This window comes from Novosphingobium profundi (genome assembly GCF_018491765.1).
Classification (GTDB): Bacteria; Pseudomonadota; Alphaproteobacteria; order Sphingomonadales; family Sphingomonadaceae; genus Novosphingobium; species Novosphingobium profundi.
The window spans coordinates 39,346-63,229 of the sequence record NZ_JABWCU010000023.1; the positions used below are offsets into that span (position 1 = coordinate 39,346).

24 protein-coding genes and 1 pseudogene are annotated in these 23,884 nt (G+C 63.0%); 9 read left to right on the forward strand and 16 right to left on the reverse strand.

The genetic code is table 11. From position 1 onward, the window contains the following. Positions 1-179: 179 nt before the first annotated feature. Both HT136_RS22295 and HT136_RS22300 read left to right on the forward strand, forming a co-directional pair. Positions 180-722 carry a DUF2726 domain-containing protein gene (locus tag HT136_RS22295; RefSeq protein ID WP_214202062.1) on the forward strand — a complete coding sequence of 181 codons (543 nt, stop codon included), beginning with the start codon at positions 180-182 and terminating at the stop codon, positions 720-722. A 113-nt stretch (positions 723-835) separates the two neighbouring features. Beyond that, a complete protein-coding gene (locus tag HT136_RS22300; RefSeq protein ID WP_214202063.1) occupies positions 836-1,666 on the forward strand; it encodes a CsgG/HfaB family protein in 831 nt (276 codons plus the stop codon). An 857-nt stretch (positions 1,667-2,523) separates the two neighbouring features. Here the strand turns inward: HT136_RS22300 and HT136_RS22305 are convergent. From HT136_RS22305 to HT136_RS22330, 6 genes are all read right to left on the reverse strand, one after another. Then, a complete protein-coding gene (locus tag HT136_RS22305; RefSeq protein WP_214202064.1) occupies positions 2,524-3,624 on the reverse strand; it encodes an IS701 family transposase in 1,101 nt (366 codons plus the stop codon). Between the two features lie 215 nt (positions 3,625-3,839). Next, on the reverse strand, positions 3,840-4,886 hold the full coding sequence (locus HT136_RS22310) for a c-type cytochrome (protein WP_214202065.1): 1,047 nt from the start codon (positions 4,884-4,886) through the stop codon (positions 3,840-3,842). Continuing rightward, entirely contained in the window at positions 4,883-5,473 is a 591-nt protein-coding gene (locus HT136_RS22315; RefSeq protein WP_214202066.1) for a cytochrome c oxidase assembly protein, read from the reverse strand. Before HT136_RS22315 ends, HT136_RS22310 begins: the two co-directional genes overlap by 4 nt. Beyond that, on the reverse strand, positions 5,470-5,853 hold the full coding sequence (locus HT136_RS22320; protein ID WP_214202067.1) for a hypothetical protein: 384 nt from the start codon (positions 5,851-5,853) through the stop codon (positions 5,470-5,472). The genes HT136_RS22315 and HT136_RS22320 overlap by 4 nt, the downstream gene beginning before the upstream one ends. Continuing rightward, the gene (locus HT136_RS22325; protein WP_214202068.1) at positions 5,853-8,375 is read right to left on the reverse strand and encodes a cbb3-type cytochrome c oxidase subunit I; all 2,523 of its coding nucleotides are present in this window, start codon (positions 8,373-8,375) and stop codon (positions 5,853-5,855) included. The genes HT136_RS22320 and HT136_RS22325 overlap by 1 nt, the downstream gene beginning before the upstream one ends. Continuing rightward, positions 8,372-9,337: a cytochrome c oxidase subunit II gene (locus HT136_RS22330; protein WP_343222286.1), complete on the reverse strand. Its 966-nt coding sequence runs from the start codon at positions 9,335-9,337 to the stop codon at positions 8,372-8,374. The genes HT136_RS22325 and HT136_RS22330 overlap by 4 nt, the downstream gene beginning before the upstream one ends. A 95-nt stretch (positions 9,338-9,432) precedes the next feature. Here HT136_RS22330 and HT136_RS22335 point away from each other — a divergent pair, with 95 nt between their 5' ends. Next, positions 9,433-10,089: a DedA family protein gene (locus HT136_RS22335; RefSeq protein ID WP_246544139.1), complete on the forward strand. Its 657-nt coding sequence runs from the start codon at positions 9,433-9,435 to the stop codon at positions 10,087-10,089. 34 nt (positions 10,090-10,123) lie between these two features. Here HT136_RS22335 and HT136_RS22340 read toward each other — a convergent pair whose 3' ends face one another. Both HT136_RS22340 and HT136_RS22345 read right to left on the reverse strand, forming a co-directional pair. Beyond that, positions 10,124-10,306, reverse strand: coding sequence for a YezD family protein (locus tag HT136_RS22340; RefSeq protein ID WP_214202069.1), 183 nt, complete (start codon positions 10,304-10,306; stop codon positions 10,124-10,126). After that, positions 10,303-10,473, reverse strand: coding sequence for a hypothetical protein (locus tag HT136_RS22345; RefSeq protein ID WP_214202070.1), 171 nt, complete (start codon positions 10,471-10,473; stop codon positions 10,303-10,305). Before HT136_RS22345 ends, HT136_RS22340 begins: the two co-directional genes overlap by 4 nt. A 141-nt stretch (positions 10,474-10,614) precedes the next feature. Between HT136_RS22345 and HT136_RS26740 the strand changes: the two are divergent. Then, positions 10,615-10,813, forward strand: a pseudogene (locus tag HT136_RS26740) (IS3 family transposase); the annotation flags it as partial. A 532-nt stretch (positions 10,814-11,345) separates the two neighbouring features. On the opposite strand, the gene HT136_RS22350 reads toward HT136_RS26740, so the two are convergent. From HT136_RS22350 to HT136_RS22360, 3 genes are all read right to left on the reverse strand, one after another. Further along, the gene (locus HT136_RS22350; protein ID WP_214202071.1) at positions 11,346-12,539 is read right to left on the reverse strand and encodes an IS91 family transposase; all 1,194 of its coding nucleotides are present in this window, start codon (positions 12,537-12,539) and stop codon (positions 11,346-11,348) included. Positions 12,540-12,543: 4 nt separating this feature from the next. Continuing rightward, positions 12,544-13,464: a tyrosine-type recombinase/integrase gene (locus tag HT136_RS22355; RefSeq protein WP_214202072.1), complete on the reverse strand. Its 921-nt coding sequence runs from the start codon at positions 13,462-13,464 to the stop codon at positions 12,544-12,546. Positions 13,465-13,873: 409 nt separating this feature from the next. Further along, on the reverse strand, positions 13,874-15,064 hold the full coding sequence (locus HT136_RS22360) for a hypothetical protein (RefSeq protein WP_214202073.1): 1,191 nt from the start codon (positions 15,062-15,064) through the stop codon (positions 13,874-13,876). Positions 15,065-15,113: 49 nt separating this feature from the next. Here HT136_RS22360 and HT136_RS22365 point away from each other — a divergent pair, with 49 nt between their 5' ends. Continuing rightward, entirely contained in the window at positions 15,114-16,046 is a 933-nt protein-coding gene (locus HT136_RS22365) for an IS5 family transposase (protein WP_214202074.1), read from the forward strand. Here HT136_RS22365 and HT136_RS22370 read toward each other — a convergent pair. Further along, the gene (locus HT136_RS22370) at positions 16,025-16,816 is read right to left on the reverse strand and encodes an alkene reductase (RefSeq protein ID WP_343222288.1); all 792 of its coding nucleotides are present in this window, start codon (positions 16,814-16,816) and stop codon (positions 16,025-16,027) included. The genes HT136_RS22365 and HT136_RS22370 overlap by 22 nt on opposite strands. A 106-nt stretch (positions 16,817-16,922) precedes the next feature. On the opposite strand from HT136_RS22370, the gene HT136_RS22375 reads away from it, so the two are divergent. Beyond that, positions 16,923-17,801, forward strand: coding sequence for a LysR family transcriptional regulator (locus HT136_RS22375; protein ID WP_214202076.1), 879 nt, complete (start codon positions 16,923-16,925; stop codon positions 17,799-17,801). Positions 17,802-17,975: 174 nt separating this feature from the next. Here the strand turns inward: HT136_RS22375 and HT136_RS22380 are convergent, their stop codons facing one another. After that, the gene (locus tag HT136_RS22380; protein WP_246544141.1) at positions 17,976-18,326 is read right to left on the reverse strand and encodes a winged helix-turn-helix transcriptional regulator; all 351 of its coding nucleotides are present in this window, start codon (positions 18,324-18,326) and stop codon (positions 17,976-17,978) included. 122 nt (positions 18,327-18,448) lie between these two features. Here HT136_RS22380 and HT136_RS22385 point away from each other — a divergent pair, with 122 nt between their 5' ends. Further along, on the forward strand, positions 18,449-18,862 hold the full coding sequence (locus HT136_RS22385; RefSeq protein WP_214202077.1) for a nuclear transport factor 2 family protein: 414 nt from the start codon (positions 18,449-18,451) through the stop codon (positions 18,860-18,862). A gap of 430 nt (positions 18,863-19,292) precedes the next feature. On the opposite strand, the gene HT136_RS22390 is transcribed toward HT136_RS22385, so the two are convergent. Then, entirely contained in the window at positions 19,293-19,883 is a 591-nt protein-coding gene (locus HT136_RS22390) for a PIN domain-containing protein (RefSeq protein ID WP_214202078.1), read from the reverse strand. 3 nt (positions 19,884-19,886) lie between these two features. Further along, positions 19,887-20,345, reverse strand: a complete 459-nt coding sequence (locus HT136_RS22395; protein ID WP_214202079.1) for a helix-turn-helix domain-containing protein — start codon at positions 20,343-20,345, stop codon at positions 19,887-19,889. A 432-nt stretch (positions 20,346-20,777) separates the two neighbouring features. Here HT136_RS22395 and HT136_RS22400 point away from each other — a divergent pair, with 432 nt between their 5' ends. Then, the gene (locus HT136_RS22400) at positions 20,778-21,074 is read left to right on the forward strand and encodes a WGR domain-containing protein (RefSeq protein WP_214202080.1); all 297 of its coding nucleotides are present in this window, start codon (positions 20,778-20,780) and stop codon (positions 21,072-21,074) included. On the opposite strand, the gene HT136_RS22405 is transcribed toward HT136_RS22400, so the two are convergent. Then, on the reverse strand, positions 21,053-22,246 hold the full coding sequence (locus HT136_RS22405; protein ID WP_214202081.1) for a hypothetical protein: 1,194 nt from the start codon (positions 22,244-22,246) through the stop codon (positions 21,053-21,055). The two genes, HT136_RS22400 and HT136_RS22405, sit on opposite strands and share 22 nt — an antisense overlap. Positions 22,247-22,393: 147 nt before the next feature. Between HT136_RS22405 and HT136_RS22410 the strand changes: the two genes are divergently transcribed. Continuing rightward, a complete protein-coding gene (locus HT136_RS22410) occupies positions 22,394-23,632 on the forward strand; it encodes a tyrosine-type recombinase/integrase (protein WP_039396757.1) in 1,239 nt (412 codons plus the stop codon). Positions 23,633-23,884: the final 252 nt, after the last annotated feature.

The following is a 23,884-nucleotide window of genomic DNA, read 5'->3' on the forward strand; positions in this document are numbered from 1 at the left end:
CGGACGCGAAACGCAAACCGCACACCTAATCGCATTCGGGTTCGGTCTCTTTTCGGCAGTCATCGTCGGACACATCGCCAGCACGTTCATCGTCATGCTCGGCCGCGCAATGCAACGCCGTCTTCGGCCCAGGTACACCCGAATATCCCCCACCCTCTTCCAAAGCGGAGCAAAGCACGATGCGTGAATGGCTTCCCTACATCATTGCGGGTGCGCTGGTCTTCGCCATCCTGCCATCACTGATGAAGCTGCTACGAGCCTCATCCCCACCCAAAGTCGCCCCCCGGCCGCTCATGACGCGCATGGAGCGCCGCACCATAACCTGCATCGAAATGGTCATCCCTTGGGCGCGCGTGCACGCACAGGTCTCAATGGGAGCAATCCTGAAGCCGCGAGGCAAACTCTCCCGGTCCCAAGCCACAACGATCCGCAACCGCTTCTCGAGTAAACGGATCGACTTTGTCGTTGAACACCCGACCACCGGCGAAATCATCATGCTCATCGAGCTCGACGACAGCACGCATAACGCTCGAAACGACAGATGGCGCGATACACTCACGAAGTCGGCCGGTTACATCACGATCCGGCTGCCGGCAGGAGAGGTCCCCTCTCGCCAGTCCATCTACATGCATATCCGCGCGGCCGCCCAGCAGCATCCAAAACTCAGCGACATTCTCGGCGAAGGACCTGGAGTAGCCAAACGCAGCACGAGGGCATCGTGACTCTCGCTGGCCGGAAAATAGCACAACTTCCACACCGGCCTGGATCACCAAACCGGTCGGCCACGCCAATCGGCCGATCAAAATCTCACCCCTTACATCCAAGGAATTCTCTGATGCGTATCCGTCACCAAGCAGCCGTTGCCCTCACCATCGCGATCCTGCCGGTCACCGCGCACGCCCAAAAAATTGGCGCTGGCGGCACCGGCATTGATGAAACAACCGAGCTCCCCAAATGCTCAGCGCCAATCGGAACCATCGCCCTCGTCGAGAGCAAAGCCCCCAGCATGGACGATGAACTACCACCTGGAATGCGGGCCCTTGTGCGAATGGCCGAGAGCCAAAACGGAGGCAGCGCAGCGCGAGTGGACCCACTGCCACTGCTCAAGCTTCTCACCGCACAATCCAACTGCTTTCAGGTTGTCGAGCGCGGAAACGCCTACGATGCCCTTCAGCGTGAACGAGCACTTGCCATGGGCAATGCACCAGGAACCGCGCAGCCGGTCCTGCAAGCAGCCGACTATCTCCTTTCTGCACAAGTGCTCTATTCGGACGCGAACAGTCGCGGGGCCAGCGCAGGGATCGGCGGAGCTTTCGGTTCCGCAGTCGGCCTCAAGACCAAAACTCTCGAGAGCCAGATCATGCTCTCACTCATCAACGTCAAAACCGGCGTTCAAGAAGCCGTCGCGACCGGCGCCGCCCGCAAAAAGGACACAAAAATTATCGGGGGAGGGCTGCTACTCGATCTCGGAATCGGAGCACTTGGCGGCGCCTACACTTCGACCGATATCGGTAAAGTCACGTCGCTTGCGATGCTCGATGCCTATCGCAAAATTGCTACGACTGCGAAGCTGCGACAGGAAGCCGCTCGAGCCGAATCCACTCAGGGGCCTATGATCGACCAAACAGTGGCCCACACGGTCAATGGCACCACCCAGGACCAATAGTGCTGAACCGGCGCCGCCTAAACGGCGCCGGGTGCTGTTAGAGTGCGGAATAGGGAGGGGAGGGGCAGCGGTGAAGCGCACCATCCATAGGTCTTGAGTGCGACGGCAAGGCAATTGTTCGTGCAGAGAGAGAGGTTAGAATCCATCGAAACGGCCGCTATCTGCGACCCGAACTTCTAGGATGCCATGGCAAAACGGTGCCAGTAGTGAGCATGGCGGAAGACAGGTCTCTCCCATCCTGAAGTTTGCAGCTCGCGACAGTTCTGGCGTAACTGGCCCCTGCGCTTCTGCACTGCATCGCAGGATACCGAACGACAATGTGGCCCGTTTTCCATCGCCCTTTCGGTCCACCGAGCAGGTCGACTAACGCATTGCGCGCTTGAATAGCGCTGGCCGCAGGGCAAGGTTGCCCGGGTTTGCACGATCCATCCATTTCCCTGGCGGCTATGCCTTCGATTCGAATTTTCTCCCCCTCCTTGCAGATCAACGGCCCGTCCCCATCGTAGACAGCAATAGGGGTACACATGAATAGAAGACCTGCAGCGACGCTCATTGTAACAAATCCTTCGAATGATTTGTGGAAGTGTGCCGCTGCCAGCTGCAATAACAGATACGCCGGTCAGCTGGTAAATCAGCATCTCCCTATAGGAACATTTCTGATCCTGGGACTATGGCGACAGTCGGCTTAGCGGCGAGCACCCCAAGAAAGCCGACGCTCCCTTCGCGGTGGTGCGAGCCCAGATCAGCGGCTTGCCCTGAGTAGCCCCTAGCACTACTTTGGCAGAAGTTTACTGGGACGTCTGATGAGGCAACATCCGCAGTGAGGGCAATGCCCCGGCGGTGAGCGAGACAGGCGGTCAAGGATGGCCTGGCGCACTGCTGGCAAGGTGGGTTGGGGAGGCGGACCGAGGATTCTTTTTTTTTCGCCCCGCCTGAGCGAGCCTTTGAGATTGCAGGAAGGCGTAGGCCATCATCGACATCAAGGCGTGGCGGTGAAGCCCGGTCCAGGATCGTCCTTCGAAGTGATCGAGGCCGAGTTCCTCCTTGAGTTGCTGATGCGCTTGGTCGCAAACCCAGCGCGCCTTGATCGCACCGGCGAGAGCCTTGATCGGGGTGTCGCCGGGCAGATTGGAGAGATAGTATTTGCGCTCGCCATTCGAGCGATGCTCACCAACCAGCCAGGCTTCCTCGCCCGGCATGTGCTGGGCCCCGGCAGAGCCGATCCGTTGAGGCGCACCATCGGCAATGCGCACGCGCATGGCGGCAAAGCGGGCCGTCAGCCGTCCCTTGGCGCCCTTGCACCAACTGACCTCCTTGCACCAACTGACCTGTCGCCACTTCGCGCCTTCGAGCATTGCGTGCGCGGCCATGGATTTGACGTCCGGCACATGTCGCACCCGTGGGCGACCGCGTCCTGCGATTGGGAAGATCAGTTGCACATCGGCCGGATAGACCTTCTGATGCCGGGGGATGCCAACCTTGTCCATGCGCGCAGCATCGCTCGTCCAGCTTTCCGGCAGGAACAGCCGCAAGCTCAACATGAGGGGAACTTCGCCCGAGGCCAGTGTCACCGATACCATCGTCTGGCAGTTGGCATTCTTGCCCAGCGCCGTGGCGTATTGGGGCGCGACACCAACCGAAGCCTTGCCCTTCTTGGGCAGGGCGGTGTCGTCGATGATCAACCAGGCTCCCTCACCACCAACCAATTCATCCGCCTGGTTCCACAAGGTCGCTTCCAGTGGGGCGCTGTCCCATAAGCCAGCCCCGATGAAATGATGAAGCCGGTCGTAGGGTAACGCATCCGAACGGGCTGCCATTGGTTGGATGCTCTTGCGATCGCCGGGCCCGATCAGACCAGCGATATAGGCCGGGCACATTCTACGTCGAGTCTTGTTCCCCAAGGCTTCCAGATATGGCGCAAGCCACCGTTCAAGATCCGCCTGCCACGCCTCTTCCATCGCCAGCCTCCATCAAAGCTGGCTCCCCATGAATCACGCATTCAGTGCCATGGGAATCCCGAAAATCAAACTTCTGCCAAAGTAGTGCTAGAGTGTAGCGGTAACGGACGTCCCGCAGTCAAGATGTGGGCCTGAGCATTTAATCGTCAGTAATGGAGCGAGGGCAGGAAGGCCATCTATCGCGGCAAATCCAGGACGCGAAGTAACGGCACCCGTCAGGGCGGCGTTTGACGATTCCCTCGCGAGATCGCGCGAGCGAGAGGCTCGATCTGATCCTCGGGGATGCGCTTTGCGATGACCGGCATGGGAAGCTGAGGCTTGTGGAGATCGATGACGGTCTCGTCCCCTTGCCAGGCCCGCAGGCGATCGGCGAGGTAGCCGGCCCGCTGTCCGGCCAGGATCGGCGCGGTCTTGCCCGGCGCGTGGCAGCGCGCGCAGGCGGGCAGCTGCCGGGCGCGATCCCCTCCATTTACGAGGGGATGCGCGGAGTCGAGCGGCGCATCGTGCAGTCCGGGTAGCTGGGCATAGTGCCTTGCCAGCGCTTGCATCTCGCTGTCGGTGAGCGTGGCCGCGGCGACCTGCATCGGACCGCTGTGGCGCGCTCCCGATGCGTAGCGGCGCAGCGCAGTGTAGAGATGGGCACGCTTCTGGCCCGCGAGGATGGGGATGTCGGGCTGGCCGTGGCCAAGGCCATCGCTCCCGTGGCAGCCGGCGCATTGGCGGACGAGGGGGGGAGATTTTGCGACGTTGGAAGTGGCGAGGCTCAGCTCGGCGTAGCGGCCCGCGTCCATCGTTGGCAGCTGGCGCAGGAAGCCGACCATACGGCGCACCTCGTCGGGGCGATCCTGTGTCGGCCAAGCCGGCATGCCGGTGTATTTCACCCCGTGTGTGACGATCCAGAACAGTTCGCGGTCGGAATAATGGGTAACTGTCCGTGCCAGATCGGGGGCATGAGGCGTGGCGCTCTGCATGGCGGGGGAGGGGGCCTCACCGGGGGCTCCGTGACAGACCTGACAGGCCTGCCGGAAATGCCCTGCAGCGCTGATGAGCGCATGATCGTCGCGCACGTACTCGGGGGTCTGAAACGCCGAATAGGTACGTGCCGAATTCTGCATCGTCCAGTGCAGGAACCATTCGGTCACTGCCCAATGGCCCGTCGTTGCCGCGAGCGGAAAAAGACCCGACCAGGCGAAGAGCAAGGCGGCCGCGGCAAGCGCTGCAAGGCTCGCAAGGACGCGTTTCCAGGTAAGGCGCAGGGTCATGCGGTTTCCTTCGGGCTGGTGCGCAGAAGCGTTGCAAGGAGGGCGAGCCCCCCGATCAGGTAGCTGGCACCGCCGACCAGCAGCATCACCACACCGCCCAGTTGCTGGTCACTCAAGGCATCGAGGCCGAAGGGCCCCGATCCGCAGATGTAAAGCGGGCGCGGGGCGAGGCCAATGAGTACGCCCAGTAGCGTCATGTGCATGGAGGTCAGCAGGAGAGCGCCGATCCCGGCGGCGCGCGCCTGCACGTTCAGTGCCGCACACCACAAAAGCGTACCGGCTGCCAGAAAACTCGCCTGCTCCAGTATGGCCGCCACCAGCGAGCTGTCCGCCAGGGCGCGCAGCAGCGGCAGGTGCCAGCCCCAGACCGTCATCAATTCGAGCAACATCATCGGCAACGGGGCGACGATACCGGGGTATCTGCGGGCAGGATCGAGCCCGCTTCCCGTCAGCCCCCAGGCAAGAAGCGGCGCGGCCACTGCGACCGCCAGCATGTGGCCAGCCATATGTCCCGTCATGCCCCACCGGGACGTCAGAGCTCCCAGTGGGACCAATGCGAGACCGAGGAGAACGGGCGCGCGCCTCATGTGCATTCCCGCAGGAAAACAACCGGGAGCGCGGTGAAGATCACACCTACCGTGCTGAGCGCAGCCAGGAGCAGAGTGGCCGTGGCCAGAAAGCGCAGACGGTCGATCCGGGTGCTTTCCTGGTGCGGAGGGGGATCGCCCGGTGTGCGGGACTGGTGCCAGGCGACCCAGCCCGCAAGCGCAATCACCGCAAGGGCTAAAACCGTTCCGCCGATAAAGAGCCACGGCATTGTCGCGAAGTGACCTGTCTTGGCGCAGGAAATCGCCGCCCACAGATACGAAAACAGGAAATGCGCCGCCCAGGACGTGGGAGGCACGATCAGCACCCACAATGTGATGCGAAGGCGATGCTCCCATTTTCGAGGCGCGGGGTCGGACATCACGATACCTCCGGAAACAGGCCGATGGTCGCATAAGTCACGACGACGCTCAGCACGAAGAAATGCATGAACAGGGTGACATTGCGGATATCGGCATCGTGCCGGGCGGTCATGCGCCCGGCCAGACCGCGCGCCAGGACATAGGCCTGCATGATCACCGCGAGCCCGGCGTGGGCGACCGTCCAGAGGGTCAGCGTCCAGACTATGGCGGGGTAGGAGTGGGCCTCGGGGTTCAGACCCGACAGCCACGGCCCGGCGAGACCGGCCGCGCCGCTTCCCAGCGCGGCGAGCATCGCCCCTGTCAGCAGCAGCGCCATGGCCCCCGTTGCCCCCCGGCTGTTGGCGCTGCGCGCCGCCAGGGTAAGGAGCCAGCTGACCCCGCCTGCGAGCAGCGCGACCATCGGCCAGAACCAGCCCGGTCCGTCGGCCAGCGCCATGGGGGGGAAGGTCTCGTGGCGGGTCCAGAAGAAGTAGTAGCCGAAGACAAGGCCCGAGAACGCCGTCGCGTCGGCCATCATGGTGATGAACATGGCCCACCATCCCGGCGCGCTGCGCCCCGAGATGTAGAGCGGTAGCTCCAGGCCGTGACCGATGGGCTTGAAAGGTTTCTCGGGGATCTCGGCCGTGCCGGTCCAAAGCCACCAGACCACGCAGGCCAGCGTCAGCACAGAGCCGATCAAGGCGAGACCATAGAGATGGTATGTCGTCAGGATGAACACCGAGCCAAGCGCGAAGGCCGTCAGCATCGGCACCCAGGCCGGGGTGCCCAGGCGGATCACGGCAAGCGGGCGCGCGTCAATCACGCTGGTGACGATGGTCTCGCGTCGGCCTTCCTCGGCGTCGGGGAGAAAGTAGCGCCCCTCATCCACCTTACGCATGAAGTCAGGCTGGTCCCAGATCGGGTAGCGGCTTTCGATAAGGGGGATGGAGCGGATGCCCCAGTGCTCGTCCTGTGGGTGGGCGAGCCATTCCAACGTACCCGCGTTCCAGGGGTTGCGGTTGGCGAGCGGGCGGCGCGGGCTCAGGCACATGTCGAGGCAGATCACCGCGACACCCGCAGCGAACAGGAACGCCCCGGCCGTCGAGGCCATGTTGAGATCGCCCAGGCCCAGTTCTTCGGGGTAGGTAAAGACGCGGCGCGGCATCCCCATGAGGCCGGAGAGGTGCATCGGGAAGAAGCACAGGTTCACGCCCGCGAACAGGATCCAGAAAGCCAGGCGCCCCAGCCTGTCGGAGAGTTTCTTGCCGGTGATCAGGGGCCAGTAATAGTAGAGCCCGGCAAACAGCGGCAGCAGCGTCCCCCCGATCAACACGTAGTGCAGGTGGGCGACGACGAAATAGGTGTCGTGCGCCTGCCAGTCGAAGGGGGCCACGGCGACCATCACCCCGGTCAGTCCACCGATGACGAAGACGCCCAGGCTTCCCGTGGCGTAGAGGAGGGGCGTCGACCAGTTGACCCGGCCCGCCCACAAGGTGGCGATGAACACGAAGATCTGGACCGCAGTGGGAATGGTGACCGCTTCGGACGCGGCCGAGAAGAAACCGAGGCTGATCTTGGGCAGGCCCGTCGTGAACATGTGGTGGACCCACAGCCCGAACGAGAGGAACGCCGTGCCCACCGCCGCGAGTACGATCCAGGGGTAGCCCAGCAGGTGCCGCCGCGCAAAGGTGGGTACGAGCATCGCAAACAGCGCGATCGAGGGGAGGAAGACGATATAGACTTCCGGGTGGCCGAAGATCCAGAACAGGTGCTGCCACAAGAGCGGATCGCCCCCGCGCGTTGCATCGAAAAAGGGCCAGTTGAGCAGGCGCTCCATCTCGAACAGGACATCGCCCGCAATGAGCGGCGGGAAGGCGAACAGGATCATCACCGCCACCACGAGGATGTACCAGGCGTAGAGCGGCATGAGATTGAGGCGCATGCCCGGCGGGCGGCATTTGAGAACGCCGACGATCAGCTCCACGGCCGCCGCGATTGAGGAGACCTCGATGAAGGAGAGGCCCAGCATCCAGATATCCGCGCCGATCCCGGAGAGGTCGGTGCGGGTGGTAAGCGGGGGGTACATGAACCAGCCCCCGTCGGGCGCGGCGTTGAACAGGATCGAGCCACCCACGAAGACCCCGCCCAGGAGGAACGACCAGTAGCCAAAGGCGGAGAGGCGCGGGAAAGGCAGGTCCCGCGCGCCCAGGAGTTGGGGCAGGAGAATGATCGAGACCGCCTCGAACATCGGCACGGCGAAGAGAAACATCATCATCGAGCCGTGCAGCGTGAAAAGCTGGTTGAAGGTGGCCGGGCCGATCAGGTCGTTCTCGGGCACGGCCAGCTGTGCGCGCATGAGGAGGCCTAGCACCCCGGCAAAAAGCATGAAGACGAAGCCGGTCAGCACATACCACGCGCCCACAGCATCGTTGTTGCAGTCCGTCCACTTGAGGAAGATGCCCTTGGGCGCGGCCCAGACGGCACGAAGGCGCTCCTCCTGGGCACAGCGCAGGGCCGGATCGTCCTGGTCGTGGAGGCTCATTCGCGGCCTTTCAGGTAGCGGGCGATGGCCAAGGCCTCTTCGCGCGAGAGATCGGTGTAGGTCGGCATCCGCGCGCCAGGCTTGAGGTCCTGCGGCGCACGGATGAAGGCCGCAGTGTTGGTCAGCGTCGGCTCCAGCGTGCCCGCGCCAAGACTCCTGCGGTGGGCATAGCGGGTAAGATCAGGACCGATCTGGCCTGTATGTTCGGTCCCCCGGATGGCGTGGCAGGCGCCGCAGCCCTCGCGCGCAAAGAGGCGTGCTCCTCGGCTGTCCTTGGGGGGAGCGGCTGTGCCCGTCCGTTGCTCGGCCAGCCAGGAGTCGAAGGCGACAGGCTCCATTGCGACGACCTCGAAAGCCATGAGTGCATGGGCAAGCCCGCACAGTTCCGCGCAGACCCCGCGGTATCGGCCTGGCTTGGTGGCCTTGACGACAAGGCGGTTCTCGCGCCCGGGGATCATGTCCATCTTGCCCGCAAGACCCGGTATCCAGAAGCTGTGCACGACATCGTGTGCGGCCAGCGTGAAAACCACGGTGCGCCCGGTCGGGATGCGGATCTCGTTGGCATCGACAAGGCGTCCTTGCGTGTCTTGCGGATTGTAGATGACGCGCCACCAGAACTGTTCGCCCTCGACCCGGATCTCCAGATCGCCCGGCGCACTGTCCATCGGCCGCATGGCGGGGAGAGCGTAAAGGAGGAGACCTGCCAGCAGCACGGTCGGCACGATCGCGCCCATCCAAAGTACCAGCTTCATGCCGCCTTTGTGGCTGAGGCTGCCTTCGGGTGCCCGTACCGCCCGAAAATAGAGCGCAAAAGTGATCGCGGCGAGGCCGAGCGCCGCCAAGGCCATGACCAGCGTGAGCGTGCGTGTCTCCCCGGCCTCCACACCGAAAGGGGCCAGTGCAGACTGGTGGGTATTGCAGGCCGCGGCCAGCAGGCAGGCCAGCAGGATCGCGTAGCGCACAGAAAGCCCCTTGCTATGAACTGGGCGCAACGTTCCGCACGCGCATTTGTTCGACCTTCCCGCGCCGCAAAAGCATTTCAAAGTATGTCTGGGCCATGACCAGGCAACCCCGCTGCGCGTTCGGCCATTCTCATCGCTCGCAGGAAGAGGATGTGCAGATGGCTGATTGGATACGCGATTTTGTGGCGGAAGGAGGCTATCCTGCCATCGCGCTCCTTATGTTCCTGGAGAACGTCTTCCCGCCCATTCCTTCCGAGATCATTATGCCGCTGGCGGGAGCGGAGGCGGCGAACGGAAAGCTTGCCATCATCGGCGTGGTCGTGGCGGGCAGCATCGGATCCCTGGCCGGTGCGCTGCTGTGGTACGCCTTGGCCCGCTGGCTGGGTGGGAAGCGGCTGAAGGCCTGGTCTGCAAAACATGGGCGATGGACGACGCTGTCGGTCCAGGACATCGAATGGGCCGAGCGCCTCTTTCGTAAGTTCGGCACGCCGCTGGTCTTTGGCGGGCGCCTTGTGCCCACAGTTCGTACGCTCGTTGCCATTCCTGCGGGGATCTTCGCCATGCCGCTTGTGCGCTTCGTGCCTCTGACGCTGGCGGGCACGCTCTTCTGGGAGGGCGGGCTTGCCTATGCGGGTTATGCGCTTGGCGAGGAGTACCGCAAGGTGCAGGATTATCTCAACCCCGCAACCACCGCGATCCTCCTCGGCCTGCTGGGCTATTACATCTACCGCCTTGTCACCTTCAAACACTGAAAGTGCGCGGTTGTCCTGTTGTGGTCGGTCTCACCTAGCGTACGGGCATCAGACGCCGCTTCTCGGTCACGTCGATCTGGACCAGGCGGCCTTCGTGAACGGTCAGCGAGACGCTGCCGAACTTTAGCCCGCTCAGAGCTTCGCGCACGCTCGCCAGGCTGGCTTCAAGCGCGTGGTCACCCGTCCCGGCGGCATTGGTATGCGACGGAGCCGTCATGACGCGCCCCCGTCCAGTCCGTGAATGATGTGAAAGCGGCGCGGGCGTATATGGACCGTGTCGCCCGACGTATCGACCTCGATGTTGTGCGGTCGCACGAGGTGCCCACCAGGCAGACGCGTGCTTTCGCCCACGAAGCAGGTGACGAAGGGGCTGGCGGGCGCCATTTAGATCTCCTCTGGTGAGCCGACCTGCTTGATCCATCCGCCCTCCATCACCACCACACGATCCGCCAGTTCGAGTGCCTCTTCCTGGGGGAGACACGAGAGGTGGTCTGGAGAATCTGCACACGGAGATAATTGGATTTCTTGCGCCAGGAGTGCATTGAGATCGGCCGCTGCTACATGTCGCTAGCCTAACGAAGAAGATGGCGATCAAAGCGATCTATCGCCGCCCCAGCACCTCCAAGCCAGCGCCAGGACGCAATATCTAGCCCTATCTCCTGCCCAACTTCCAATCGTGAGGCCCAATCAGTTTGGGCGAATTCCCGTGGCTGGGGGTCACGTCACTGGGCTCCTACAATGCCTGCAGACCCCATTCGAGCCTCGGCGGGCGTACGCCCATCCAAGACACTTGACTGCGGCCTTCCCGCGCCGGGAAGCGGTCATTCAGATTTCGACGGAGTCTGGGACGTTGTCACCGCTTCCAGTTTTCCCATCAAACGACGACTCTCAGCGTGACCCGTCAGAAAAGCAGACAGCCCGGATCTGAGAAGCAAAAACTGCCTGATGAGAGTCTGAAATGGTGAAGGGTTTCGGGCGCTTGCGTACGAAAGCCTCCCATGCAGGAACCCGCGGGCCCGATAGGCCGGGCTATGGGGATTTGCGCTTTGGTGTGGTCTGGCGGGGTGCAGTGCGCGCTTTGATGGAGGCACGACAGCAGCGCAGTAGCGGGTGTCTGGATGCGCTGAAGGTGCGTTGACCGCGCTGTCGAGGTTGATGCCAGGAGCAGACGCTGGCGCGTCGCGCATTGGGAGCAAGTCGGCCCTCTGACCACCGCGCGCTCTGCGGGGCCATGGTGACAGGCGGATCATGCCGGGTCATGCGGCGCGCTCCCGGATTGGCGGGCTGGGCCTGGGCGGCGCGCGGGGTTGGCTCCAGCGCGGAAAGGCTTCGATGACGATCATGCGCCCGCCGCAGCACGGGCATGGCGCACAGATGTCGGGCTCGGCTTCGGGCTCTGGCACCTGCGTCTCCGGGGTGACCGCAAGCAGGCGGCGGGCGAGCGCGAGATTGTCGTGGCGTGCGGCGCTGGCGAGCAGGCCGTAATGGCGGATGCGATGGAACCCGCGCGGCAGGACGTGGAGCAGGAAGCGGCGGATGAACTCGTACGCGGTCAGCGTCATGACCCGCTGGCGTTCGGGGCCATCGCGGCGGTAATCCTTGTAGCGCAAGGTCACGCCGTTCGCGTCGAAGGCGACGAGGCGCCGGTTCGAGATGGCGACGCGATGGGTATAGTGCGACAGGTAAGCGAGCACCGCCTGCGGCCCGGCAAAGGGCGGCTTGGCATAGACCACCCAGCGTTTCTTGCGCGCCGGGGCAAGGTGACGCTGGAAGGCCCGCCGCTCTGTCAGACCGGTCAGGGAGCCGAGGAAGGCGAGCTTGCCGGCATCGTGCAGCGCGTTCAGCCGGGTGAGGAACAGCCGCCGGAACAGCGCACCCAGGACGCGCACAGGCAGGAGAAAGGCCGGACGCGAGGAGATCCAGCGACTTGCATCGGGGGCGATGCCACCGCCCGGCACGATCATGTGGACATGCGGATGGTGGGTCATTGCCGATCCCCAGGTGTGGAGGACGGCGGTGATCCCGATCCGGGCGCCCAGATGGCGGGGATCGGCGGCGATGGTCAGCATCGTCTGCGCGGCCGCCTTGAACAACAGGTCGTAGACCAGCGCCTTGTTCTGCCACGCGATGTCGGCAACCTCGGCGGGCAGCGTGAAGACGACGTGGAAGTAGCCGACGGGAAGCAGGTCGGCCTCCCGTTCGGCCAGCCAGGTGCGCGCGGCGGCGCCCTGGCATTTTGGGCAATGCCGGTTGCGGCAGGAGTTATAGGCGACCCGCCAATGCCCGCAGTCCTGACAGGCCTCGACGTGCCCGCCCAGGGCTGCGGTCCGGCAGGCCTCGATCGCGGACATCACCTTGAGCTGGGCGAGACTCAGATGCCCGGCATGGGCCGCCCGGTAGGCCGGCCCGGCCGAGCGGAAGATGTCTGCGACCTCGAGGTCGGAGCGCACCGGCTCATCCGGCGTCGTCTGGTCCTGTGGCCGCCTTGCCCTCCATCAGCGCCATCAACTGGTCGAGAGGGCTCGACACGGCGTGGATCGTGCGGGTGGAGACCTTGGTGTAGAGCGCGGTGGTCTCCAGCTTGCTGTGGCCCAGCAGGACCTGGATCACGCGGATATCGACATCCTGCTCGAGCAGGTGCGTGGCGAAGGAATGGCGCAGGGTGTGCGGGCTGACGCGCTTGCGGATACCGGCCACCTCGGCCGCCTCCTGAACCGCGCGGTGCAACTGCCGGGTCGAGATCGGATCGGTGACGTTCTGGCCGGGGAACAGCCAGCCATGCGCAATCAGCACCCCGCGCTTCCTGCCCTCACGCCACCACATCCGCAGCAGTTCGAGCAACTGGGGCGAGAGCATGGCATTGCGATCCTTGCCGCCCTTGCCTTGTTCGACGCGGATCAACATGCGTGTGCTGTCGATATCGTCGACCTTGAGGTGGGCGACTTCCGACACGCGCAGGCCCGCGCCATAGGCCACGCCCAGCGCCGCCTTGTACTTCATCCCCGGCGCCGACTGGAGCAACCGCGCGGCCTCCTCGACGCTCAGCACTTCGGGCAGCCGGGGCACGACGCGGGTGACGACCAGGGCTCGTGCCAGATCGCGGCGCCTGAGCGTGACGTTGAACAGGAAGCGCAGCGCCGACACAGCGGAGTTGATGGTCGTCGGCCTGACCCCGCTCTCGTGCTGCATGAGTTGGAAGCGGCGCAGATCCTCTTCCGTTGCCGTATCAGGAGGGCGCCCGAGGAAGGCCGCCAGGCGCTTCACATGGCGCACGTAGTCCTTCTGGGTATGTGGACCGAGCCCCCGCATCATCATGTCGTGCTGCATCCGCTGGCGCAGCGGGCTGATCGGGCCGGTAGTGATCGAGACAGTCATGGCAAGTTCCTCTCCGTTAAAGGAACTGCCAGCCTCGCCCCGCTAAAGGCCTACATATACCACGCTACATCCCCCCACGCGCCCCTCCCGCGCGAGCGGGTTCGTGCATGGGTCGGTCGCAGAAGGGGCCTCTATGCACTGGCGGCGGGAGTGGCCGCCAGGCGCCCTTTGCGGCGATGGGGCAGAGATCTGCCACCACCAACAATCAGACATTCAAATTATGACTGCGACCTCGGACCTAGTGGTCAGATCGCAACGGATGAGTCCCTTTTGAAGGCCAGGAAATGGCCGATTTCTAGCAATTCGGGCGGAACCATCCGATTGAATCTAACCACTAGCCAACTGTCGGGATCTCCGTAGCGAGTGATGAATTTTCTCCTATGATGGCGATAAACGTGGCCGAGCCACCCTATCGCCTAGCGATGCCGCTACTGCGCCATGTCATCCTGAAATGGCTTATCGGGTTTGCGTCATTGACCCTTCGCCTGGCCTCTTCGTCTAGCGGCAAATCAGCCAGCATCAGCAAGTAGGCAAGGCATTCGGTCCCAAGGACCGCCAGTTCAAATTCCGTCTCTTCCTGTTCCGACTTCACGATGACGCGACCGTGCGCAGCTTTGCCCCGGAAGTCTCGGGCGAACATGCAAGCCGTCACCAGTGGCCCCGCCTCGAATGTAAGCGGGTCTAACACTGTCATTCCCCGCGCGACTAGGCGCTCTAAGCGCTGTCGGTTCGTTTCGCTCTTGAGGCTTCTCAGGCTTCCCTTAATCCGGCCTTCTAGTCCCTTGTGTCCGAACTCCTCGGCCCTAGCTGCTGCCACGCGCACGATCTCTGCAAAGTGCTCATCCAGCATGTTGCCCGCCGCCGCGTTGCCCGGGATGCATTCGACCCAGCGAGTTGCAGCCAACAGCCTTGCACCTGACATTTCCCTAGCCAATTTGAAACTGGCGACCATGAGCGCGCTTGCTTCGCGCCAATCCTCACCCCGAGAGAGCCACTGTTTCAAACAGGCTTTGAACAGTTCCATGTCAGGGTCTTCGCGGAGGTAGGCAAAGGACTTGGCGAAGAACTGGTATTCCAGCTTCGTGGCAGGCTCGTGTTTGAAAGTGTGAACGGAGTAATGATACGGAAAATCGCCGAATTCCTGCAGCTTATTTTTCAGCTCCGTCAACGTGGATCGGTATATCTTGATATCGTCCGCAATCAATTCACGGCTCTGCGATGCAGATAGGAACTCCACGATTGAAGAAATGAGGTACTTTGTATCCCACAGGGTCCGGCCCGCTGCAAACTCGATTGCAAAGCGCGGCCTTAGCTCCGGTGCGCGATTGAAAATCCTGTTGCTCGACATTGCGTAATAGACCGAGATCGTTGCGTCTCCGATTTGGAGTGACAGCACTTCGGTTGATGGCTTCTCATCAGACACCGCGCGCAAGAGGGTTTCAAAGCGCGGGTTGTTATGAAGCTGGTCGTCGGTGCCTTCGACGCTAAACGTGCAGCATTTCAACCGATCATCTTCATGCCACGTTTCAGGCCCGACAATCGCGGTATTGCCTCTTAGGTACTCGTGATAGACGATACTACCTGCACGGCTTTGTTGCACAAAAGCCGAAGGGATTCCGTTGGTGAATCCAGTTGGTTAGGTGGCGGTGATGAGCAAACCGCCCCACGCCCGCTACCGCACGACGAACTGGAAGTCCTACAACGCGGCACTAGCGCAAAGAGGTTCGCTTCAGGTCTGGTTTGACCCGGGGATGCAGTGGCTTGCCCCGCCCACCGGCAAGCGCGGGCGCCAACCTGTCTTCTCGGACGCCGCGATCCAGGCCTGCCTGACGCTGAAGGGGGTGTTCAAGCTTCCCTTGCGTCAGACCACCGGCATGGTCGCCAGCCTTCTCGAGATGGCCGGGCTCGATTGGCCGGTGCCGGATTTCAGCACGCTGAGCCGGAGGCAGAAGACCTTGCTTGTCGAGATACCCTGTCAGCCCAGTTCCGGGCCGTTGCACCTGCTGATAGACAGCACGGGTATCAAGGCGGTTGGTGATGGGGAATGGTGCAGGCGCAAGCATGGCCCGTCCAAGCGACGGCAGTGGCGGAAGGTCCACCTGGGTGTGGACCTCGGATCCTTGGAAATCCACGCCATCGAAGTGACCGGAAGCCGGGTTGGCGACGCCCCCATGCTGCCCGAACTGCTGGAGCAGATCCCACCCGATCAAGCCATTGCAAGCGTCAGCGCCGACGGCGCCTTTGACACCAGAGCCTGTCACGAAGCGATCGCCGCGCGCGATGCCTATGCCATCATCCCTGCTCGCAGCAATGCGCAAGCCTGGCCGGAGAGTACGCCGGGCGTTGCGGCCCGTAACGAAATTGTTCGCTCAAGCCGGCGGTTTGGCAGGACGATCTGGAAGCGATGGAGCGGCTATCACCAGCGCAGTCTGGTCGAGACGAAAATGCATTGCTTCAAGCTGCTGGGCGAACGGATCATGGCGCGAGACTTCGATCGCCAGGTCGCCGAAATGCAAATCCGCGCGGCCATACTCAACCGCTTCACCGCGCTCGGAAGGCCTCAAACGCAGCGTGTCGCGTAACCCAATGCCTTCAAGGGCCAACTGCTGCCTTGGGGCCGATTTGCGCAACAAAGCCCCTCGACGATACCCCAGAGAGGCGTGCCGGGCGAAAGGCGAATGCCTGTGCGGTCGGCACCGATGGCCTGCGACGTCGCTTGCGCCACCTCGATGGCGAAACGGGCGCGGTTCTCGATCGAGCCGCCGTAGCGGTCGGTGCGCTGGTTCGCGCTGGGGGCAAGGAACTGCTGGATCAGGTAGGCATTGGCGCCGTGGATCTCGACACCGTCCGCGCCGGCTTCGATCGCCGAGCGGGCGGCGTGCGCGAAGTCGGCGACCGTCGCGGCCACTTCCTCGGTCGAAAGCGCACGCGGGGTCGGTGCGTCCTGAAGGCCCGTCGGCGTGAACATCTGCGCGCCCGGCGCGATCGCGGACGGGGCGACGCCCTGGCGGTGGTGCGGCGTGTTGTCGGGGTGCGACATGCGGCCGGCGTGCATCAGCTGGATGAAGATGTGCCCACCCTTGGCGTGGACGGCCTCGGTGGTCGCGCGCCAGGCCGCGACGTGCTCGCTGGTGTAGATGCCGGGCGTCGTCATGTAGCCTTGCCCGTCTTCGGAAGGCTGGGTGCCTTCGGTCACGATGAGGCCGATGCTGGCGCGCTGCGCGTAATAGTCGGCGGCCAGCGCACCGGGGGTGCCGTCGAGGTTCGCACGACTGCGTGTCATCGGCGCCATGACGAGGCGATTGGGCAGGTCGTAGCGACCGAGGCGGACGGGATCGAAGGGGGTGCTCACGGTATGTCTCCGTTCGGGGAATGTCTGGGCCCCACTATCGTCATTCGATTGATCGGGATAAAGCCATCGATCTGGAGAACATTGATCCAATGATGGAACAATCGGCATGATGCATCTCGACGACATGGCGCTCTTCGTCGAAGTGGTGAAGGCGAAGAGCTTTCGCGGCGCTGCAGAAGCGCTCGGCATGCCCAACTCCACGGTCTCGCGCCGCATCAGCATGCTGGAAAAGGCGCTCGGCCTCAGGCTTCTCCACCGCACGACGCGGCGGATCGAGCTTACCGAGGCGGGCCAGGTCTACTACGAGCGGAGCAAGCGCATCGTCGAGGAAGCGCGTCTTGCGCATCTCGAACTGGGCGACATGCTGGCGCAGCCGACGGGGGTGCTGCGCGCATCGCTGCCGGTGGACTTCGCCGTGACCTATCTTGCGCCGCTCGTTGCCGAATTTGCGCGGCTCTATCCCGGCATAAGCTTCGAGATCGACCTCACGCCGCGGCGCATTGACCTGGTCAGCGAGCGTTTCGACATCGCCATCCGCATGGGCGAACCCGAGGATTCGCACCTCATCGCCCGGCCGCTGGCCCGTCTGGTTCCCCACCTCTACGCCGCGCCGTCCTATCTCGCGCTGCGGGGCGAACCGATCAGCCCGCAGGACCTCGGCCGACACGATTGCATGGGCATGATCCGCGAGGGTCATTGGATGCTCACTCGCGGCGATAGCCAATGCGAGGTCCCCGTGGGTGGACGCTTTCACCTGAACAATGTCGGTATGATCAAGCGGTTGAGCACCCTGGGGCTCGGCGTCATCCTCGTTCCTGAGGAAATCGTGGCGGACGAACTTGCCTCGAGCCAACTGCAACGCATCCTGCCGGATTGGCAGGGCAAACCCATGCCCGTCTACGCTTTGACCGAGACCCGCCTGCTTCCAGCCAAGACCCAGCGTTTCATCGAGTTCCTGAGGGAAAAGCTGGCTTCGAAGCGGTGATGATGTCGCCTCTTACGAGGTGGGGGAAGTCCTAAACAAAGCGGACACCGGTCCGACCGGAATTGGGAAGCGAAAGTCGGCGACTGAGCGGCGACAAAGGGTCGGTGACCGAAATCGCGGTTCCTCCTGACCAGTAAGCGTCCATATAGCTCTCTGCCGCGAGCAAATTCAGCCTTAGGGCTGGGACGAGGCTGAAGCCAGCGTTGCTGCCACGCGCGCCCGATTTTGCGTCCCCCATTCGCACAGGGGACGCAGCGTCTCGACCAAAGTCTCGCCAAAGGGCGTCAGCGCGTAATCGACCATCGGTGGCACACGTTGGTGATCCCGCCGGATGAGCACGTTCATCGCGACCAACTCTCGCAATTGCTGGATAAGGACTTTCTCGCTGATGCCTACGACACGCTGCTTCACCTGGGAAAATCGGGCCGGGCCACCCTGAAGGTGGTAGAGGATCAAGGGCTTCCACTTGCCTCCAATCACCTTCAACGAGACGTCGAGTCCGCAGGGGCTATCCATCATGTCCATGTGCAATTCCATACTTACCTTTAGGTAGGTACTGCCATGATTGTAACCTCATGTCTATCTGGTGTGCCGAGCGTGGCCCAGGCTGGGCCGACGCCTGCCTCTCTCAAGGAAGGACACTCGGAATGACACGCAATATTCAGACCATCGAAAAGCTTTATGCCGCAGCTGAAGGCGCTAGCCTTGACCTTCCAGGTTTCCTGTCCTGCTTTGCGCCGAACGGCTATGCCCGTAATGTCCCTGCCGGGATCGACTTTCGCGGTGAAGACATCGCCCTTGTCGCCAGCGCAATGGCTGAAGCGTTTCCGGACGTGCACCGGGAGATCCTGCATGTCGAAGCAACCGACGACCTCGTCGTCGTCGAACTGGCCATTCGTGGAGAGCATCGAGGCACCTTGATGACGCCCGCCGGCGCCGTGCCGGCTACCGGCAAACGTATCGACGTGCCGTGCTGCGACGTGTTCCATATGAAAGAAGGCAAGGTGACTGCCTTTCATTGCTACAATGCGGCCAATATCCTGCAGCAACAACTCGCATAGACCGAATTGACAGGATGGGCGGCGGAACGTCGATCAGGAAGATCTGTTCCTAGCAGCGACATCTTCAGCGGCGGTCAACCTTGGCTCACTCGGGATTGGGAAACTGCGAGTCCGCTCCTGAGAAGCGGAAATTGGCGCCTGAGCGGCAATAAAGGGTCGGCTGCAGACGCCGCATAGAGTCAGCTATCCCCGCGACAAAACTCCAATCCGGCCATTCCGCAACCGGCCCCTTGCGCGTTCCCAATGGGTTAGCGGACGACCTTGCCTGAGAATGGAAATTCCTCAGCTGAGCGGCAAAGAAAGGTTGTAGATGTTAGAGCATTTTCCAGTCAGGTGGAATCACCTGACGGTTCAGAAAATGCGTTAAAACAAAAGTCTAGAGCGGTAGATCTGATGCAATCTGATCGAAAACCGCTCTAGAAGCCAGCCTTCAGATCGAGCCGAGGTGGGGCGTGACGATCGAAGCTGTTTCGAGCAGGCCGTTGGCTTCCAAGGCCCGTAAAAAGTCTTCAGGGGACATTTCAGGTCGCTTCAGGCGCTCGCGCATTTTCCGGATGGCGGCGATCGCCCGCCCCTCTTCAAGGGCAATGGTGTCGGCAATGAAGTCGTCGGCGCTTCGTGCCTCGATGTTGAGTTGGCCGAGGATGTCAGCCGGAAAATCTTTCAGATTCTCGGTGACGAGGGCCTGGGCTTGCGTTTTGACGGCAGCGGCGATGACGTGTTCGTCGCCAGGGTCGGGCAAGCCAAACTGGGCGCTGCCAATCAGCGTGAAGTCTTCGACCATGGCCTCCGGGAAGGCTGTCTGCATAGCCTGTACCGCTCGCACTCCTCGCGCCTCAGGATCATCGAGACCGCGCTCTCGCGCCATTTTGATCAGGGCTGCTTTGGTCTCGGTCAGAATGGGCTCTGACCAGCGGATGCGGAAAAATTCGGCTTCCGCAAGCGACAGGAGCAAGTTGCGCCGCCAGACACTGACGAGCGTACAGGCATCAATGAGGGCAGTGTAGCGGTTTGCGAACACGGGTCAGACCAGGTCGGCATCGCCGCTGATGAGTTCGTCGAGGGCCCGCGAACGTTCATCATCGCGCTGCGCCTTGTAGCGAAACACGTCATCGGCCCGGATGCGGCGATGACGTCCGACCAGAGTGTGGGGCATCGCCTCCTGCTCAAGCAGCTTGATCAGGTAGGGACGTGACACATTGAGGAGATCGGCGGCTTGCTGCGTCGTCAGCATTTCCTGGATCGGCACGAGTGTGACCGCGCTGCCGCTGCCGATATGGCGCAGCAATTCCAAAAACAGATCAGACATGGCGGGCGTGAGAGTAATTTCGACCGGCTTTTTTGATTCCGGCTCCTGGACACGCAATGTCGCTTCACCCGACTTTTGGGCCGCCAGCATGCGACGAAGCTGGTTCGCGATCTGACGGTCATCAGCCGACGGCATATGGCCGCCGAACGGCTCTGAATGCGCCGGCAATGTCATGGGAACTCTCCGTGGTAGAGCAATTCAGTAGCATATATTCGAAATAAACGCAACGAGAATCGGTTCCCTCGGGCGTCGTACCCTTGTCCGGATCTACAAACATCGAGGGCCAGCGGGGCGCCAGCGACGCGCAGAAGCACGGATCAAGGGAACGGCGCAATGGGTGCACAAGGCAACGTCCTGCCCTTGCTTGTCGCGCGCGATGGATTGCCGCGAAGGCTCGTGCCAGCCCAGGAAACAAAGCAGGGATCTCATGCACGCCGCTTACCGTTTGCAACGGCAGGTGTCATCCAGAACTGGCGGTGTTTTGAGGCCTGGCGGTTGTCCACATCCGCAGGCCGATCCTGTAATCGCCTGCGTGAATCAGCAAGCGGCCTGTGATTCAAAATTCGCGTTGGATCGCGGCCTTTGCGCGCGCGTAAAACGTGTCCCATGGACATCGAGACGACACTCAACCAGCTGCTGGCACCCGAAGGCGGACACCTCGCGCTGGAAGCCTGCGACCCGGCACGCGGGCTCGCACGGCGCTGGCAGGTCGAGGTGGGCCAGGACCTGTTTGGATGGACCACGCTGAGCTGGAACTGGGGGCGGATCGGGACGGCCGGGCAGGGCAAGCAGCTTTCCTTCGCCGCGCGATCCGAGGCCCGCAAGGCGGTGCGCGCGTTGTTGCAACGGCGGATGCGCGCGCCGCGCCGGATCGGTGTCGCTTACGTGCCTGTCGCCTCCTGATCTTCAGTGCGCGCGAGCAGGCGATCGATGTCGGCCATGGCTTGGTCAAGCGCATCGACCGCCGGGCCGAGGGCGTTCGAGGCGGCCGGAGCACGGATATTGGACGGCCTCGCATCCTCGCTCGCCACCAGCAGCACTCTGCCGTGGCTTTGCCGAGCCTCGGCCAATCCGACCTCGCGCAACGCGTCGCGTAGCGCATAAGTCCCCCGTCGTCTGACCCCGACCGCGTCCATCAACTGGTCGAGCCCAAGCGGCGCAAACCCAGCCAGCAAAATCCAGGCCGCGCCCGCGCGCGAGTTCCGACGAAGCCCGGCGAGGCGCTGCGTGAGGAGCGCGGCGCGCGCGTGCGCCGTATCGAGCGCCGCCAGATGCGCGGTGGCGACGACATTGAGAGTATGGGCAAGTTGGAGCTTCTGTCGATCCGCCGCATGGGCCATTAACAGGCGCTCGGTGGTGAATAGACCGGGCATCGGCAGCGCACGCGCCAGCGACTTGCGCCGCGCAAGGTGGGCGCTCACGGCGACATCGAGCGCCCAGAGCGGCGTGATCGGGCGCCGCCCCGCGAGCGCGACCCAGGTCTCGCCTGTGTCGAACGTGCGAACGCCCGCTTCCATCGGGGCAAAGGCCGGGGCGTGCGTAGCGGAAGTGCACAGCGCCGCCAGGGTATCGAAAGGGAGCGGGCCGTTTACGTCATCGGGCATGCCTTCGACCAGCGCGCACGCGCGTTCGAGCGCGCCGATGGTTGCGTCGGTCTCACGGGCCTGATCTTCGAGGGAAAGCGGCACCTCGTCGCCGACAAAGCGCGCGCAGCGCGCGAGCGTCCGCGCTGTCTCGGCAAGCGGCTCCCAAGGGTGGAGCGCCATTTCGGAGAGGAGGGCGCGCACGATCGCGAGCGCTGAGGAAGGCGCCTCGGCGACGCGCTCGGGCCCACGCGCGAGGCCTGCAAACCAGGCCTCAAATCGCTCCGGGGCATCAAGATAGCCCGCTTGGGTAAGCGCGCCGAGCAGCGTGCGGCGCACCAGATCGGCGCAGAACAGCCGTTCTTCGGTCTCGCCAAGGCTGGATAGCCGTCCATCGAGCCTGCCCAGCGCATAAGCGGCTAACGTCTCGGCGCGCGCTAGCTCACGCGGGTCGACAGTGTCCTCGGAGGACCAGGGATCGAAGGGCTCCATGGCGAAAGGTGTAGTTAAGTTCCGATAACTGCACAACGGCTTGAAGGGTTGTTAAGCGAACATGTGATAATTGCAGTTATCACATAAGCAGATTTGACCGTTCTTTATAAGGTGGGCTACAAGCGCGGCTGAGGAGCGAGGCGCGTCGTGAGCACCGAAACCGCCCGGGAAGGGCCAGAAATCCCCGTAGCGCCGCCTGAGGCTGTCCTGCCGGCGGTCAGGGCGCCGGCCGACCTTGCGCGGACGATCGTGCAGATGCGCGCCGGCGAGCGCATCACCGTCAACGAGGGCCTGATCGCCGCCTATCAGGCCGCTTCATCGCCCCATAGCATCCGTGCGCTCAAGTCCGACGTCGAGGCGTTCGATGCGTGGTGTAGGCGCAACAACCGGATTGCACTGCCGGCCACGCCCGAGATCGTCGCCGACTATCTCGACGCGCGGGCAGGGCAGGGGGCCAAGCCCGCCTCGCTTGGCCGCTACAAGGCGTCGATCGCCAAGATCCATCAGCTGCTTGATCTCAAGGATCCCACCCAGGCTGATCTCGTGAAGCTGCGGCTACGCGCGATCCGGCGCGAGAAGGGCACCGCGCAGGCTCAGGCGCGTCCCTTGCGCTTCAAGGGGCCAGTGCGAGACGTGGAGCGCGACAGTCCTCGCGGACTGAATGTGCGAGCTTTGCTGGAGGCGTGCGCGGGCGATCTGCCAGGCCTGCGGGACCGAGCCCTGTTGTCGGTGGCCTATGACACGGGGCTCCGTGCATCGGAGCTCGTCGCAATCAGCATCAATGACATTCTCGAGGCGCTTGATCCCGAAGCGCGCCTCCTCGCCATCGCGCGAAGCAAAGGCGATCAGGAGGGCGAGGGAGCCACAGCCTATTTGTCGCCCCGCTCTGTGCGGGCTGTCGCGGCGTGGAGAGAGGCCGCTGGGATCGACGCGGGGCCGTTGTTCCGGCGGGTGCAGGTACGGCGCTACAAAGCGCGGGCGGCTGTGAAGGGTCGTTCGATCGACAGCATCTCGGGCCGTGAGACTTGGGATCTGCGCAAGACGCTGTCCAAGCCCGCTGTGAAGGCGCGGGTCGAGTATGACATCGGCGCCGCGGCGCTCCATCCGGGATCGATCGGCCCGATCTGGCGGGCAATCATTCAGCGTGCGTTCGATCGCGGCGCGCTGCCCGATTTGACGGCGGACGATCTGGCGCGGTTGCTGAAGGGGATCAGTGCGCACTCGACGCGGATCGGGCTCAATCAGGACCTGTTCGCCAGCGGGGAGGATTTGGCCGGCATCATGGACGCGCTGCGGTGGAAGTCGCCGCGGATGCCGCTCGCTTATAATCGCAATCTCGCGGCAGAGCAGGGGGCGGCGGGGCGCCTTATGGCGAAGATTGGCTAGTCATGACGGCCTAAATAGGTCTTTGGATGATGCCGTGCGACCACACGACGGCGGCAGGTAGATCGAGGGATTTGCGCAGCGGCAAGAACCGGAGAAGGGAGGCTGAGCCCCCGGGGTCTTGAGCTACAACGTTAAGCCTAAGAAACGGGCAGGGGCCTGGTAGCGCGTAGTGTATGAGCGAAGCCACCATCGCTCAAACTCATCAGCACAGTCCAATTTCGAAGAGGAAACAAGAAAGTGGTTCCGGAAACG